At 59.6% G+C, this 15316-nt stretch carries 18 protein-coding genes and 2 pseudogenes; 14 read left to right on the top strand and 6 right to left on the bottom strand.

The genetic code is table 11. The features are described from left to right. The first annotated feature begins 241 nt into the window (after positions 1-241). On the top strand, positions 242-610 hold the full coding sequence (locus tag P0D84_RS39380) for a BON domain-containing protein (protein WP_408347246.1): 369 nt from the start codon (positions 242-244) through the stop codon (positions 608-610). 554 nt (positions 611-1164) lie between these two features. Further along, positions 1165-2841, top strand: a complete 1677-nt coding sequence (gene treA, locus P0D84_RS39375) for an alpha,alpha-trehalase TreA (protein ID WP_408347243.1) — start codon at positions 1165-1167, stop codon at positions 2839-2841. Positions 2842-4215: 1374 nt separating this feature from the next. Here treA and P0D84_RS39370 read toward each other — a convergent pair. After that, positions 4216-4787, bottom strand: a pseudogene (locus P0D84_RS39370) (chemotaxis protein CheB). 363 nt (positions 4788-5150) lie between these two features. On the opposite strand from P0D84_RS39370, the gene P0D84_RS39365 reads away from it, so the two are divergent. The 9 genes from P0D84_RS39365 (at position 5151) to P0D84_RS39325 (ending at position 10727) form a co-directional block, all read left to right on the top strand. Then, a complete protein-coding gene (locus tag P0D84_RS39365) occupies positions 5151-5732 on the top strand; it encodes a hypothetical protein (protein ID WP_408347241.1) in 582 nt (193 codons plus the stop codon). Between the two features lie 491 nt (positions 5733-6223). Continuing rightward, entirely contained in the window at positions 6224-6406 is a 183-nt protein-coding gene (locus P0D84_RS39360; RefSeq protein WP_408347238.1) for a hypothetical protein, read from the top strand. A gap of 498 nt (positions 6407-6904) precedes the next feature. Continuing rightward, positions 6905-7102, top strand: coding sequence for an ATPase domain-containing protein (locus tag P0D84_RS39355; protein ID WP_408347235.1), 198 nt, complete (start codon positions 6905-6907; stop codon positions 7100-7102). Positions 7103-7152: 50 nt separating this feature from the next. After that, positions 7153-7473, top strand: coding sequence for a hypothetical protein (locus P0D84_RS39350; protein ID WP_408347232.1), 321 nt, complete (start codon positions 7153-7155; stop codon positions 7471-7473). 85 nt (positions 7474-7558) lie between these two features. Continuing rightward, positions 7559-8284, top strand: coding sequence for an ATPase domain-containing protein (locus P0D84_RS39345; protein ID WP_408347229.1), 726 nt, complete (start codon positions 7559-7561; stop codon positions 8282-8284). 15 nt (positions 8285-8299) lie between these two features. After that, on the top strand, positions 8300-8701 hold the full coding sequence (locus tag P0D84_RS39340) for a response regulator (RefSeq protein ID WP_408347226.1): 402 nt from the start codon (positions 8300-8302) through the stop codon (positions 8699-8701). Between the two features lie 60 nt (positions 8702-8761). Continuing rightward, positions 8762-9118: a response regulator gene (locus P0D84_RS39335; protein WP_408347223.1), complete on the top strand. Its 357-nt coding sequence runs from the start codon at positions 8762-8764 to the stop codon at positions 9116-9118. Positions 9119-9223: 105 nt separating this feature from the next. Continuing rightward, the gene (locus P0D84_RS39330; RefSeq protein WP_408347220.1) at positions 9224-9601 is read left to right on the top strand and encodes a hypothetical protein; all 378 of its coding nucleotides are present in this window, start codon (positions 9224-9226) and stop codon (positions 9599-9601) included. Positions 9602-10190: 589 nt separating this feature from the next. Then, positions 10191-10727: a sensor histidine kinase gene (locus tag P0D84_RS39325; protein ID WP_408347217.1), complete on the top strand. Its 537-nt coding sequence runs from the start codon at positions 10191-10193 to the stop codon at positions 10725-10727. A 137-nt stretch (positions 10728-10864) separates the two neighbouring features. Here P0D84_RS39325 and P0D84_RS39320 read toward each other — a convergent pair whose 3' ends face one another. Together P0D84_RS39320 and P0D84_RS39315 are read right to left on the bottom strand one after the other, a co-directional pair. Beyond that, positions 10865-10975 (bottom strand): DUF2442 domain-containing protein, encoded by a 111-nt coding sequence (locus P0D84_RS39320; RefSeq protein ID WP_408347214.1) that lies wholly within the window; start codon positions 10973-10975, stop codon positions 10865-10867. A gap of 1091 nt (positions 10976-12066) precedes the next feature. Then, a complete protein-coding gene (locus tag P0D84_RS39315; protein ID WP_408347211.1) occupies positions 12067-12477 on the bottom strand; it encodes a phasin family protein in 411 nt (136 codons plus the stop codon). Between the two features lie 650 nt (positions 12478-13127). Here P0D84_RS39315 and P0D84_RS39310 point away from each other — a divergent pair. The 3 genes from P0D84_RS39310 (at position 13128) to P0D84_RS39300 (ending at position 14302) form a co-directional block, all read left to right on the top strand. Then, the gene (locus tag P0D84_RS39310; RefSeq protein WP_408347208.1) at positions 13128-13622 is read left to right on the top strand and encodes a YciE/YciF ferroxidase family protein; all 495 of its coding nucleotides are present in this window, start codon (positions 13128-13130) and stop codon (positions 13620-13622) included. A gap of 170 nt (positions 13623-13792) precedes the next feature. Next, positions 13793-14068 (top strand): GlsB/YeaQ/YmgE family stress response membrane protein, encoded by a 276-nt coding sequence (locus P0D84_RS39305; RefSeq protein WP_408347205.1) that lies wholly within the window; start codon positions 13793-13795, stop codon positions 14066-14068. A 66-nt stretch (positions 14069-14134) separates the two neighbouring features. Beyond that, on the top strand, positions 14135-14302 hold the full coding sequence (locus P0D84_RS39300; RefSeq protein WP_408347202.1) for a DUF2934 domain-containing protein: 168 nt from the start codon (positions 14135-14137) through the stop codon (positions 14300-14302). 103 nt (positions 14303-14405) lie between these two features. Here the strand turns inward: P0D84_RS39300 and P0D84_RS39295 are convergent, their stop codons facing one another. From P0D84_RS39295 to P0D84_RS39285, 3 genes and pseudogenes are all read right to left on the bottom strand, one after another. After that, on the bottom strand, positions 14406-14591 hold the full coding sequence (locus tag P0D84_RS39295) for a response regulator (RefSeq protein WP_408347199.1): 186 nt from the start codon (positions 14589-14591) through the stop codon (positions 14406-14408). Continuing rightward, positions 14588-14968: a response regulator gene (locus P0D84_RS39290; protein ID WP_408347196.1), complete on the bottom strand. Its 381-nt coding sequence runs from the start codon at positions 14966-14968 to the stop codon at positions 14588-14590. The genes P0D84_RS39295 and P0D84_RS39290 overlap by 4 nt, the downstream gene beginning before the upstream one ends. A 55-nt stretch (positions 14969-15023) precedes the next feature. Next, positions 15024-15257: pseudogene (locus P0D84_RS39285) on the bottom strand (transposase domain-containing protein); the annotation flags it as partial. Between the last annotated feature and the right edge of the window lie 59 nt (positions 15258-15316).

The raw sequence follows: 15316 nt of genomic DNA, 5'->3' as shown, positions 1-15316 counted from the left end.
GGAGCAGGTCAGGGAAGCCGTCAAGCGCGTCATGACGTTGAATCCGCGGCTGCGAATGGCGCAACACTGCGCTGAGCGTCTCGCGCCGGCGGTCAGAGTATCGCTCCGGTATGCGCGCGACCTCGTCGCGTCGTCCGCAATGGTCGATGACCCGACTAGCATGATCATCGGTTTCAGGTTGGTTGTCAGGCTCAGACCAGCGATCTCTGTGGGATCTATCGTGGCTTAACAGGAGCGAGAAATGAAAGCAATCAGGACATTCAAGCTGATGGGCGGCGCATTGATCGTCGTGGTATCCGTCAATGCGTGGTCGCAGACTAGCGAATCCGCTGCGCCGTCGACTCAGTCCAGTATGGCGCCGGCAGGCGGAGGAAGCGCGAAAGCCACCAGACAGGCGAATCGCGCACTCGGCAAGAAAGTGCTTGTCGCGCTCTCGAAGGGAGGCGTCACCACTTCCCGGCTCAACGTAATTGCAAAAGGCGGCGCAGTGGCGCTCGCAGGATCCGTCACTGACTCGACGCAGATCGAAAAGGCCGGCGAGATAGCAAAGGGTGTGCCCGGCGTTACGTCCGTGAAGAATTCTCTGACACTTAAAGAAGTGGGTCAGTAATCCCTCTTGATCGGGGCGGCTCGCGCCTGCCAGGAATCGCCGATGACGCGAAAAACATGATCGTCAGGGAAGGTCGGATACCTGAGTGAAGCCGACTTTCGAAGGTTCGCGTGACAGCGCGGCTGAATGGCTGTAGTTGGCCGATGCTGTTGAAAAAGTCGTAGCGCGTCGCCCTAACACCGCAAGCGAAAAATTCGACCTCTCAGATCGCCCCACAAACCGCTCGCGAGCACCGGCTAAGGGTACAGCGACCCATGAAAACCGGGTAAAACGACAGTCACCGACTTTTTCAACAGCATCGGCCGCCTACCGTCTGTCGCCGATCGGTCCATTGCAACCCACAGCCGCCATTCAACTGTTCTGGCACCGGAGGTTCACGAGGGGCGTCTACCGACATGCTGTCACGGGCTCGGCGCCAGGTCGCCTGCTTCATCGCGTCCGCGAGGATTTGAACCGTGCCCGATTCTATGCCATGCTGCTCTCGCCCAACATCGTTAGAAAAATGAGGGCGTGCGCCGGAGACCAATCCTGTTGTCCATTCCTTCGGAGGAGACATGATTGTTACGTCGAAAGTTCGCTGCAACATTGCCATCGCCCTGACTTCATCACGCCCTGCAGCCGGCACGTCTCGACAACGAAGCGCGAAGCAGGCGGCGGCCGTTTCGGGATTCGTTGTCCTCACCTGTCTTTCTAAGGTCTGCTTCGCAGACACCCAGGTCGGTGGCGCGCTTCCACCGCCTCCGGACAAGCTGTACGGCGATCTATTCATAGCGGTCCAGATCGGACAGATCTATCCGGATCAGAAGACATTCGTCGATGCAACTCCGAACGCGGACCCTGCCGCGATCGTCCAGCTGTATGAACAGCAAAAGAACAACCCCGGTTTTTCGCTGGCAAGCTTTGTCAACCAGTACTTCACACCGCCCAGCGAGCCGGTTATCACACCGCCCCCGAATCAGACGCTGCGCGAGCATATCAACTGGCTGTGGCCCGCGCTCACTCGGACCACGGCGAGCGCGCCGGCGAACAGTTCGCTGATTCCATTGCCGAAACCCTATGTCGTGCCAGGCGGACGCTTCCGCGAGGGCTACTACTGGGACACCTATTTCACGATGCTTGGGCTCCAGGAATCCGGCCGAGAGGATCTCGTCGACGATATGCTCGACAACTTTGCGTACGAGATCGATACATTCGGCCACATTCCGAACGGCAATCGTACGTATTACCTGGACCGTTCGCAGCCGCCGTTTTTCTCGTACATGGTGACGCTCGCGGCGAAGGTCGAAGGCGGCAAGGTGTATCAGAAATATCTGCCGGCCCTGCGCAAGGAGTACGCATACTGGATGCAGGGAGCGGGCTCGACCCGGCCGGGCGACGCGACTCGCAACGTCGTGGTGATGCCGGACCATACGGTGCTCAACCGCTATTGGGATGAGCTCGATACACCGCGTGACGAGTCGTACCTGGAGGACGTGCAGACTGCGCAGCAGGCCACAGGCCGAACTCCAGGCGAGGTTTATCGTGAGCTGCGCGCGACAGCCGAAAGCGGTTGGGATTTCAGCTCACGCTGGTTCGGCGACAACATGACGCTCGCGACGGTCCGCACCACGTCGATCATCCCCGTCGATCTGAACAGCCTCCTGTTCCACTCGGAAACGACCATTGCGCAAGGCTGTGGCGAGACCCACGATTTCCGCTGTGTGGGCGAGTTCGCCGAGCGCGCGGTCAAACGTGCGGTGGGCATCAACCGGTACCTGTGGAATGCTAACGGCTATTACGGGGACTATGACTGGAAGCTCGGGAAGCCGCGGGACAACAAGACGGCGGCGATGCTGTATCCGCTGTTCGTAGGTGCAGCATGGCCGGAACGCGCGCAGAAGACGGCTCACCAGGTGCAATCGACGCTTCTGCAGCCGGGAGGGCTCGTGACGACCACGTACAACACGACACAGCAATGGGACGCGCCGAATGGCTGGGCGCCGCTGCACTGGATCGCGATCGAAGGTCTGACGCGTTACGGGCAGGATGCGCTCGCGCAGCAGGTCGGCACGCGGTTTCTGACGGACGTAAAGGGCGTCTATGCGTCCGATAAGAAGCTGGTCGAGAAGTACGTGGTAGAAGGCGCGGGAACCGGCGGCGGAGGCGGAGGCGAATATCCGTTGCAGGACGGCTTCGGGTGGACCAACGGCGTGACGCTCAAGCTGCTCGATCTGTATAGCCCGGGCGAGTAGTGTCCGGTACGGGAAGGGGCGCGCACGGTTAGCAGCTGAGGTGTGCGCCGCCGTTCCTGAAACAGAAGGGTACGGTTTGCACAACGCGGGGCAAAGGCTTGCTGAAAGGCGTACAAAACGCTTGATTGCCCTGACCCGGCGCAGGCAACGTCGCATGTCGACCCCGTAATGGTCGAACATGCCTCTCCATCGTATGTGTCCGAGACGGCCTAAACGAGACATTCGCGACACCTCCGAATGCCAAGCACATGAGGCTCAAAGGATTGGAACCGCAGTCCCGCGCATTGACGGTCGTGGATATGCGTTATCGCACCTATTTACCAGCGGACTTCCGAAGCGCAAGCATGGCTGCCAAGCTATGTTTCAGTTAAGTCACTGTCAGTTCGCACCCGGCATGGTCTCCGCTCCCAATTTGCAGATGCTTCACCCGTTGCCGCGCCTCCCCGATGCGGGATAACGTCAGGCGTATCACGTCGTTCGCCTGTTTCCGGTAATGCTGCCTCTGCTGATCGTCCATTCGTTGCCCGTTGACGCCGACGAGGGAGTATATGGTGGCGACGCCCGCCCCGCCTGGCATAGCGCCCGCTTGTCCTCGCTGAACCCACCGGTTATACCTTCTGTAAGCGGGTAGTCAGCATTTCGCGCAACAGAGCGGCTCCGTCCGCGCTGGCACGCGGCCCAAGGTGACACTTGATAGGAAAGCATCGGAAAATTCACTACACTAAATGGCACGTCCCGGGGATGACTTTCTACTTATGACCGATGCGCTCATGCAAGTGCCGCCCGCTTTGGCCGAGCGCGTTGAACTTGTGCTTGCCAGGCTGGAAGACGCCTTTTGCCGGATGATGGCAGAAGCAGCAGCACCTCAGTTTGGTGGCAAGGCATCGGACACAGCCATTTTGGCCTATGAGACTGCGTACGTCGTATGGCGAAGCACTCTGCTGGAGTTGCGCGCAACAGCCTTGGGATCTGCACCGCGTGCAAGGGACCGGGCGTCTGCCTCTCCGGCTTCGGCTGCCCCGCTTCGTGCGCTCGTAGTACACAGTGACATTACTGTGGCAGAGTCGATCGCGATCCTATTGAAGGTCAACAACGTGCCTGCCCTTGCTGTCTCGGAGCCGTTCCCATCCATTCCTTTCATCCAGACGTTCGAACCGAGCGTTGCCGTGATCGCGGTTCCCCACCGACTTTCTGAAAGTCTCCTGCTAACGTTAGGCGCGCGTGCGGCAGCCCCGCAGGCCAGAACGGTTGCGCTTGTGCCTCTAGCAGCTGAAACCGATGTCGTCGACCTCGCCGCTTGCGGGTTTGACGCTGTATGTCCGTGGCCTTCCCGCATCCAGGAGCTGGTCAGAGCTTGTTCCGTGAGGTGTCGCGTCAGCTGTCACCCAGGACCAACCTTTTGAGCAGCGGCCCGATCTCATCGACTGGTGTAATGAAATTGGGATGATCGTCTCGATCGGCGTTGAATGGCATCTGAGGATCGTACGCATCGCGTGGGTCTTGAACGATAGCCAGGCCGCCCGCAGGTTTGATTGCCTCGATCCCGTCTGTGCCGTCATGATCCCCACCAGACAACACTATTCCGACTGCGCGAGCTCCGTAGGTTGAGCGACGGACTCGAACAACCGGTCCACCGCCGGCCGTGCGTGACGAATTTTTGGACTATGATCCAGACTTACTATGCCCGGTGGCCGAACCGTCATATGACAGTCAGGAGGAGCTAGAAGGAGTTGCCCCGCCTGAACCTCGTCGTTTTCAGCGTAGGCCACCTTCAAGGACGTCGACGATCCGACAATCTGGGCAAGCAGTCGAGGACTTGTTGGCCCGGTATGCAGAACACCCAGAAACGCCGCAGGAAAGTCCGCAGGCAACGTGCAGACCAGCCGGCGCAATGCGTCAAGCCCGCCCAGCGATCCTCCGATGGCAATAATGTGGCGCTTTCCCATTTGCTCCTCCAAACCGACGTCCACGATATCCAGCTTGCCAAGCCTGTCTGCATGAGTGTTCGGAGTGTGATCGCCGGTCCGCGCAGACGCTCGTCGAAATGTCGTCCAGTGAGCATTCCAGCGCAGATAGGGGCGTTATGTGAGCGTCAGCTTGTGCCGTTACCTCTGCCATACATGTTACGCGGTTGACCGACTGTCCCAGATTTCCGGCAGCTTCAGCGGCGGCTTCTGTGCAGATAACTCGCCTTTGTTCCACGGCACTCGCGCCGGATGGATGGGGTTAGGGGTCTCCATGGCTCAGGCTTACATCTGGCTATGTTTCCCCAGTAATGGTGAGCGAGCATCCATGCAAGGAGCACGGCAATGAAGATCCAGTATTTCCTTGTGGCGGCCGCCGTCGTCATGATGACCGGCCCGGCATTTGCCCAGCCACAGACGTCTGTGGAGATCACAAAAGGAACAGACAAGACCACCGTGACAGGAACGGCAACGGTCATTGCCACGGTCGTCGCCATTGATCCCGCTACCCGGACCGTCACGCTCAAGGACAAGAACGGCCGCGTCGAAAAACTTGAGGCGGGCGAGGAAGTGCGCAATTTTGATCAGCTCAAGGTGGGCGATGTGGTCACCACCGAGTACCGGGAGGCGAGGTCTCTGAGTCTCAGAAAAACAAGCGGCCCGCGGTCTGCCACGGAGCGGCAGATCGTGCATCCGGCCGCGTCCGGGACCGAACCGGGCGGCGCAATCAGTCGTGAGGTGACGGTAGTGGGCGATGTCGTTGCCGTTGATGCAAAGGGGACACACGTCACAATAAAGGGGCCGCAGGGCACGATGGATATGTTGGTGGACCCGGAGCAGCTGAAGAACATTCGCCAGGGTGATCAGGTTGAGATTGTGCATAGCGAAGCGGTTGCGATATCCGTCACGCCCGGAACGAGCAAGTAGTCACCGGGAGAGTTAGGTGTCGCGTTTTGCGCCATTCTGCCAAAGCGAGACTGGCTTCCCTTGAGCCGGGTCGTACCTGTAGATGTCCATGGTTCGGCGATCACTCATGACATATCTCCGGGACAATTTGACTGGACGCGGCCGTGACCGCCAACTGCACGTCGGTCTGGATACAGTGCTGTTACCTGCGCCGACAACGGACAGTGCCCGACCGGTCGCGCAACGGCTGTTCCCGCAGGCGAAGCCGTGATTGCGCAAAGGAGGCCGTCGAGGCTTCGATCGAGCTGTCCATACGTCAGTGGCGACACGAGCAGTAAGCGAACTGCGCCATTCCCATATATCTCGGTTCTGTCAACCTTGGTCGCGCTCAAGACGCTTCATTTCATTCGTCCGCTGATTCTCAAACGGGATATCTCACACACCGGAAAGTCCCGCATCGGTCGCGCGGGAACGGGACTTGCGCGCTCCAAATTATCATTTTTTGAGGTGCCATGATGACGAAAGAAGAGGACGACAAGGTTGCGCAAGAACGGCTCAAGAGCGGCGATTCGAAAAAGATCGATGACAAACTGGACGAGCTGGGCGTCGCCAAAAGCAGTTCAGGGAAAGACCAGCGAAATGAGCCCGACAAAGAGGGTTCCGCCAGTTCGAGCAAGGATACTACCCAACCGTAGCGACAAGGCCATCGCTGCGGGTGGTGGCTTGTTCGCGCTGACGGCGACGCGTGCCGGTAATCAGGCTGGTGCGACGAGCGAATTCAGGATACAAACCATGTCTGGCCACGACACCGGCTCCAGCGACACATCTGGATGAGGGCTTCCGGCCCGGCGGCACTCCCCGGTGGACCGCCGGCAGCGGTTCGTCACACGGCGAACCGCACATCCGGACCAGTGCTGCCGGTGGTCAGACTTTCGAAGCCAGCAGCAGTATTGGCGAGGCACTTGCAGCCAGCAATGTTTGCATCCGCCAAGCTTTGCGGCGGGGGATGCGGGTAAACTTCCGGATTCGGAAGGCGGTCGGCACAGCCGAGCCGCCGGACGCCGGTTCATCGGTGCAATACTCACTCGCCGGTCGGCGTAACCTGTCCTCTTCACGGATTCACCCATGGACAAGACGCTTACGCGGCTATCAAGCGACGTTCCCGGACTTGACGAGATCTACGTGGCGGGCTGGTGGCAGGATCGTCGTACATCTTCCAGGGCCGACGGGGAGCGGGCAAGACGATCCTCGCAAATCAGATCGCCTTCGCGCAGGCGAGGGAGGGACGCAAGGTCCTTTACGTGACACTGCTTGCTGAGTCGCACGACCGGCTGTTCCAGTCGTTTCGACGCTCGAGTTCTACGATGCATCACGGGTTGGACATGAACTGACCTATGTCAGCCTTTTCCGTATCCTGCGAGATGAGGGCCTCCCTGCCCTCGTGGCGATGCTACGCGGCGAGCTCGCGCGCCTGAACGCCAGCATGCTTGTGCTGGACGGGCTGCTTGACGCACGCGAAACCGGTCAGACCAACCTCGACGTCAAAACCTTCGTCGCAGAGCTGCAGGGCCACGCCGCATTCACCGGCTGCACCATGCTGTTCCTGACGAGCGCACGCATCGACGAGTCCAGTCCGGAACACACGATGGTTGACGGAGTGCTTCAACTGGAGGAAAGCCTATTTGCCTCGCGCACCGTACGGCGCCTACGGGTGGCAAAATCGCGCGGCAGCCGCGCACTGGGCGGAATGCACCTTTTTTGAAATCAGTAGCCGCGGCATTGACGTGTACCCCCGGCTGGAGGCAGCCCTCGCCAATCCGTCCGGAACGGATCGACCAGGCACGGACATGCGCAGCACCGGTACCGATGGGCTCGACGAGCGTCTGCATGGGGGCATCCCGGGAAGCTCGGTAACGGCGGTCGTCGGCCCTGCGGGCAGTGGGAAGACGACTTTCGGGATCGGCTTTCTGCGGCTCGCGACGCCGGAGCGTCCTGCCGTACATTTTGGCTTCTACGAAACGCCGGAGCGCCTGGCCGCGAAGGCTGCCGCGCTCGATATCGACCTGCCGGCACTCGTCGGGTCGAAGGCATTGACAGTACTATGGCGTCCCCTCACGGAGAACCTGCTCGACAAGCTCGCCTACGATCTGCTGAAAGCAGTCCGCTCAACGAATGCTGAAAGGCTGTTCATCGATGGTCTAGCGGGCTTCGAGCGCGCCACGGTTGAACCGCATCGTATGGTCGAGTTTTTTGCCGCGCTTACCAATGAGCTTCGCTCCCTGGGAGTAACGACGGTCTGCACCTGGGAAGTCAAGGAATTGTCCGGCCCCTGGGTCACAAATCCGTCGCCCGAAATCCTGAGTCAGATTGACAACGTGATTGGCATGCAGCACGCAATGGTGGACGGCGTCCTTCGGCGGTCCCTTTCCGCCGTGAAGGTTCGGGACAGCGTGTTCGATACGTCGGTCGCGGAGGTTGCAATCGCCGGTTCCGGTGTCGGCTTACACGTGACCGGCACCGTGCCAGGTGCGGCTATCGGCACGGTGACCGGTCGCAAGGCGGACGGCCGGTAAGCGCGGGCCAGGCGCATGGGTCCCCTGATTGTGGTTGACGACGAGTCGCTCGTTACTGACTTCCTGACCTTCCTGCTGGAACGCGAAGGATATGCAGTCCATGCCGTCTCCAACGGCAGGGAGGCTCCGGACGTTGTAGACCGCGTGCGACCAGCGCTTGTCATCACCGATCTCATGATGCCCGTGATGTCGGGCCTGGAGCTTGCTCAAACCCTGCGAGAGAGAGATGAGTTCCGCCATCTGCCAATCATCCTGTGCAGCGCGGTGCCCGAGCCTGTAACGCAACGCGAACGGCCCCTCTTCGCTGCGATCCTCCGGAAGCCCTACGCTCCGGCCCGTCTGGTTGGCCTCCTTGCGCAGCATGCGGGCCATTGCAATGACGCAGCCGATGCCAATGGTCCCAGCTCAGGGGAGTAGCTCACTCACCTGCGTCGTGGTGTTTTTCGGTCGGTCTAACGCATTGGTTTCAGGCTGTCCATGACGCGTATTCTTCTTGTTGATGACGAACCCGAGTTGCTCGAAGCGTGGAGTTTCGCGCTTGAGCACGTCGGTTACGACGTGGAGCGGGCACGCGATGGGCGGGAAGCGCTTGAGCTTATCACGCGTCGCGCACCCGATCTTCTCATCACGGATCTGATGATGCCCGGCATGAACGAAGAGGATCTTTGTCGAACGGTCCGCGAGAACCCGGCGTGGGCGGACATTCCAATCCTTTTACATACCTCGGCGCACATTGGCACGGTCGCGGGCCATAGATTGTGGGACTCCGTTCTCAGAAAGCCGGCACGGATGGAAGCTTTCCTCGCAACGATTGAAAATCTGATACAGGGTTGAAGGGAAAATGCACCCCACCCGGCAGCAACCGCAATCTGAGCAGCGTGCCCGTCAGATGTCGCGCGGGGCAGTCGGATTTGCGCCGGGTCCGGCATGGAGAGACCGATGATCGCAGTGGCCGCCTTGTTCGAGCGCCTTGCCGAGCCGTACCTCGTGCTCGGCAGCAACCTTGCGCCGGTCGCGGCAAACACAGCGTGGCTTGCCCGGTTCGGCAGCAGTCCAACCATATCGGGTGCACGCGCCGGACATCCGTTTCAACTCGACCAGCGGCACAAACAGTTCATCCACTCGATCGCAGGCAATCTGCGCGTCGGGCAGAGCGGCCAATCACCCGTGGTCGAGCTGGACGTAAAGGCAGATACGCACGACCATGGTTTCTGGCAACGGCGCGAATGGCAGATATATGCTTCGTTCATTCCCGGGGTGGTCTGCGAGCCGGCCCTGATCACCTTGCGCTATGACGACGTCGCGGCGCGCGCCTGAGGTCAACGAGGACCGCGAAAACGCGGGAGTCCGCTCAGATGCCGGGTGGCAGCGGGCACCCATGGTTCAGGCAGAGAACTGATCTGATAGTCACGCAACTCAGCTTGAGCAGGCGCTTGCACTTACAGGTGTCGGCGCCTGGGAGATGGATGCCGCGACAGAATGCGTTAGATGCGAGGGGGGCCGGTGGAAGCCGTCACGAACTGGCGAGCGCTGGAGAGTGGACGACCGTTCGAAGCGGAGCAGAATGTGACGTCGCCAAACGGACAACGCTGGGTGCTCGTCCGTGGCGTAAGTCAGTTCAGCGAGGATGGGACGATGCGATCCGTGATCGGTTTCACGCTCGATGTCACATCGCACAAGGAACGTGAGCTTGATACGCTCGCAAACTTAGAGCGCTCAGCGCGCGAGCACAGCGAAGCGCTGACGCGCACGATGGACGAGTTCATTGCATCGGTGAGCCACGAGCTTCGTTCGCCCCTCCGCGCGGTTGTTTCATGGGCGGAAGTGCTCCAGCTCCGCCGCGGGCCCGTCAGACGTGGCGCGGGCAGGCGAAGCCATCCGCCGCAACAGCAGACAGTTGACACATATGGTCGACGACCTCCTCGACAGCGGCGCGATTGCTACCGGCAAACTTTCAGTGACCCTCCAGCCCGTCGATCTGGGTGCTCTCGCTGCAATGGTAGCGGACGTGCGCAAGCTCGCCGAGCACAAGAGCTTGCAGTTGCATGCCCTCAAAATCTCGCCCTGCGTCGTAATGGCTGACGAGAGCCGGATGAAACAGGTCATATGGAACCTTCTGACCAACGCCGTCAAATTCACCGAAACCGGCAGCATCGATATATCGGTGAAAGCGGTGGACGGTCATGCCGAAGTGACCATAGCTGATACGGGGCGCGGGATCGCTCCTGCCGCGTTGCCACTCGTGTTTGACCGCTTCCTGCAGATTGCGCCTCAATCGAGCGGCCGTGTTGGCGGCCTCGGCCTCGGACTGTGGCTGGCAAGACATATTGTGACTTCACACCGAGGAACCATCGCGGTGGCTAGCGAAGGTCGCGGCTTCGGCGCAACGTTCACGGGCACGCTTCCGCTTGCGCGCGCCCCGGCCGGTTCCCATCGGGAATGATCGCGGATTACGCATCCGCTATCTGGATCGCAACATTCGACAGTGCCGGTCAGGTGTCCTCCGCGGACAGATAAATGGGACGCTCTGTGAACGCTGCGCGGTAGTCGTAGAACGAATTAAAGATGTCGACTTTACGACTAATAAAGTTGGAACGTCACGTCTTCATCTGTTTCAGGCCAGAATATCTGCTCATGGTCCAGGGGGATGGCAAAGTGTTTGCGCTCGGCCGCCGTGGCTGCCTGTAGCACAGGAAACCAGTCCGATGGAAATTGAACAGTGGACCGTCGGACATGTCCAGAAACATGTGCCTGGTGTCAAAATGCCACGTCCACTGCAGCTCGATCCATGGTCGTCTCCTTAAAACGGAATCATCACAAGGATAGGTTGCCCCCAGCGGCATTCAAGGCGAATGCGATTCGACAATCCACCCTGAAAGCTCAAGCTATCGATGGCCCAGCGGCGTGCAACTTGTGAGATAGGACTTATCCACATGCGTTGCGGGACACACGAGTTATCCACAAAATCTGTTCACAAGTCTGTGCATAACTCATCGCAGGCGTCTGTCGATTGCCAGCTTCGATGCGGTGCCGCCCGTTCAACCAAATGCGACAGGTGTTGCAGTTCGGATAGAAGGCCGTTCGCGCGGACTCGTGGCCAAACACAGGCAACCAGCCGGCTTTTTACCCGGAGCCGAACATCCTGTCAGACGAATGTGTGCGCAAACAGACAAATGCGTGACCGATATCGGTAAAGGATGTGCGCGTGGCGCACGAAGAGCCCAGCCGGCGCCGGACGGCGATTGGCGCACAAGAAACAGTCAGGAATCGGCACCACTGATCGACCCGCTACCGCGGGCATAGCGGTCCGCTTTTCTTTCGCAGACGAAGAAGCACGAGTGCAATGCCGACGCACGACACACGGACCGATAAAGACCTTCGTGCACTGCTCGCGTAATCCCGTCGGAGAGGTGCCGCGCCCCCCGGCTTTTTTGCCGCCCCGAGTACCGGGCGACCTATTGTTGGGAGACCGTCATCGCAACGCAACGAAGTGACAGGTTTTGCCCGATGAAGGTGGCACTAGGCTGGTAAACGTGCGTGGCTCATTTAGTACTCCAGAATGCAGGCACGTTCATGGGTAGCGGCCAGGATCGACCTCCATGCGCCGCCTCACGAGGCGCCGATGCGCATGCGTCTCACGCAGGCGCCGAGACGCGTTTGGTAGGGGTATGCAGATTGCTGGCGAACCGCAATCGCGGGGACCCGCGCCCCGCACTCCTGCCAGGATGCTCGCCCTGACCTCGACTCGCTCGAACGTCCGGAAAGAGGCCCGCGCCGCGTGCTCAGCGGCGCGTGGCGATCCGCTCGTGAGCGACGAATCCGCCGGACGACGCGACGTCGAATATCTCCGCGAACGTCTGAAGCGAACTTCCGAAGTGCTCCTGCATCGCCGAGAAGAGCTCATTTCGCGTGCGAACAGCGATGTCTTCCACATGCCGCCAGTATGCAAAGGTCTTCGTGAGCGCGGCCTGGAACTGCTGTGACTGAAGATCGATTACTTCGCTGACGGATTGGGCAGAAAGCGCCGCGTCGCCCAACGCCTGCTGCTCGGACAGTGAGGTTTTGACAGTCTGGACGTTCAATTGGACAACCCTCTCAATTCCGGCAAACACCTCGTTAGTGCAGGCAAAAGCTGCTTCGACGGCCGTTTCAGGTTGACGCGGGGAGAACGGGTTCATGGTCTCGGGGTACATAAGGGCTCCGTTGTGGTGAGGCGCACACAGCTTTGTGGTACCGCATGCTGGGGACGACCTGTTCGCGCCACTCGCACTGCGCTGAAGATCGAACAGGTCTCGCCGTCGCCTGCATTGAGCTGCCGACTACCTTGATTGCTACTGCTAGCGCTTTTACTTCGATACTGCTAATCGGGCTGGTTTTGAAGCCCGAACAGCGGCGCGCTGCATCGGGGCAGGCGCACCCTGTCGGGCGTCCCGGGTCTCGCAGCAAACTGCTCCGGCGAATGTGCAGCTCAGGCCGCACGCTATGAAAAGCACTGCGCTGCTGACTGCGCATGCGGCGTTCCCGAGTGGGGGCAAAGTTTGGCGTTTGACTTATGTCCCGGTTTTTGCCGGTTCCCGATTTTTAAAGAAATCGACTTTCGCCTTCGGAAATGCGAAAACGGCGTGCGGACGCCGCCTCTCCGCCCGAGTAGGGGTCCCGCGGCTCCAGAGCTACTCCCTTGGTACTCCGGCCAAGACTGCCGCGGGCCCGTCTGGTCCGCAGCAAGTGCGCGAGCGTTCAACCGCGGAGTTATCGTCCGGTCACCGTGGCATGCTGGTTGCGCGGAGTCCGGTACGCCGCGCTTTCTGGAAGCTGCGGGGCCCAACCGACTGAAGGAGGAACTATGGCTACCAAGACCCTGAAGGATTTGTTCATTCATTCCCTATCCGACATTTATAGTGCCGAAAAGCAGATGACGAAGTCACTTCCCAAGATGGCGCGGGCGGCAACCAGTCCTGACCTCCGGTCGGCATTCGAGACGCACCTGGAAGAAACGCAAGGCCAGATTGAAAGAATTGACCAGGTCGTCGAAGCCAGCGGAATCAAACTCAAGCGCATCAAGTGCGTTGCCATGGAAGGTCTGGTCGAAGAAGGCCAGGAGCAGATAGACGAAATCGAGAAAGGCCCGGTTCTCGACACGGCCCTCATCGCAGCAGCACAGAAAGTGGAGCACTACGAAATTGCATCGTACGGCTCGTTGATAGCGCTGGCCAAACAGCTCGGTGAAACGGCTGCTGTCAAGCTGCTGGCCGAAACGCTGAAGGAAGAAAAAGCTACCGATGACAAGCTTTCTCTGCTCGCTGAGGAAAAGGTGGCGGCAGAGGCCTTAGGCAAGTAAGCCGACTCGTCGCCCGGCGGCCAGCGCCGCCGTTGTCAGAGTCCACCTGATTCTTATCTACCACGACATCTGTTGATTGCACTGCGACGCAGCGGGTATCGACGGTGCAATCAACAGTCTCAAAACCGAGCTCTTGTTGGCCGCCGGCGTGGCGGCTCCAGGAGAACTGAATGGACCCGGTCTCGCATGGAATCATTTTCTGGCTAATTATTGGCGGCATCGCCGGCGCGTTGGCTGGTCGCATTGTCGATGGTGGCGGCTTCGGCATTCTTGTCGACATCCTCGTGGGGATTGTTGGCGCATTCATTGGAGGATGGCTCGGTGGAGTTCTCGGATTGCACCTGGGCGGCGGCATCATCGCGACGCTGATTACAGCTCTAATCGGTGCCGTCATCCTGCTTGCTATCCTGCGCCTCTTCAGTGGCGGTCGCGCGCGTTCACTGTGACGCAGGTACTTGATTGACCCGTAGCGGCAAAGCCATGATCACTTGACTGTTTTTCTGGAGTTTGAAATGGATATGCCAGTTACCCAGGACCAGATTCGTACGCTCGCGTTCTATCTTTGGGAGAAGGATGGAAGTCCGGACGGGCGTTCCGAAGAATATTGGGAGAAGGCGAGACAGCAGCTAGGCGTGGCCGGTTCGACGGCGGAGCCGAACTCAGACGACAGCCCGACTTGAGTAATAAATCTCCTGTCGATGGTTCAGCGCGAGTGTTCGCGGCCCCATTCGCTGACGCTCGCCTGCCGGGGCCGAAACGCCCCAGCTCGCATGAACCGGCAGCCTACCTCTTCTCAATTGCCCTGATAATCTCATCGACAGAAACCGGCTTGGTCAGATGCAAATCAAAGCCTGCATTTTTTGACCTTTGAACATCGGCCTCTTGACCAAAGCCGCTCAACGCAACCATCCTCATTCGACTTAGCGCGGAATTTCCGCGAAGGACTCCCGCAAGCTCGCCCCCGCTCATTTGCGGCATCCTTTCGTCATGAGCGCCACATCTGACAAGAACGTCTCGGCGGCTCTTAGGGCGTTCGCACCGCTGCCAGCAACGCGCACATCGTAACCTTCCAGCTCAAGTAGCAATGACATGGCCTCTACGGCGTCAAGCTCGTCATCGACAAGCAATACCTTCTTGCGAAAAGTCATGGCAATGGACCCAATGAGTTCGAGTTTGCTTATATTCGCACGCCTGACAGGAAACGCGAATGGAAAGATCCTTGGTTTCACGTCGCCATTCCTCGGTTTGCTTGGACCCGCCACATGCGGTGGAGTGCTGACGCTGTCGTGATTCGAGAAGGTTTGGTCTCCGTCATCGATTCGATGATTGAAGCGTATGCGGTCCATCAGCGACGCCGCTCAATTCAGGTGGTGGAGCGCGTGAAGCGTGGTAGGAACGCGATCAGCGGAGATTGGCCGGCAGCTTCCAGGGAAGCAGCGCGTCGTAGTCATCGACCGTCTTTGCCAGAGGCAACCGCTGGAACAGCCAGGTGAGGTAGCGATACGGGTCGATTCGATTGGCCTTGCAGGTTTCGACCAATGCATAGAGATTGGCGCTAGCATTCGCGCCATCGACGGTGTCTGAGAACAACCATGAGCGGCGCCCTACGCAGAAGGGGCGAATCGCGTTTTCGCAGGGGTAATGCCGCCGGTGGAATTATGCCGCGCGCACTGGATTGCCTCACTGCAGATGCC

This window comes from Paraburkholderia sp. RL17-337-BIB-A, assembly GCF_046025895.1.
GTDB lineage: Bacteria > Pseudomonadota > Gammaproteobacteria > Burkholderiales > Burkholderiaceae > Paraburkholderia > Paraburkholderia fungorum_C.
Note: the sequence above shows the minus strand (reverse complement) of the source record. Positions and strands in the feature narration are given on the sequence as shown.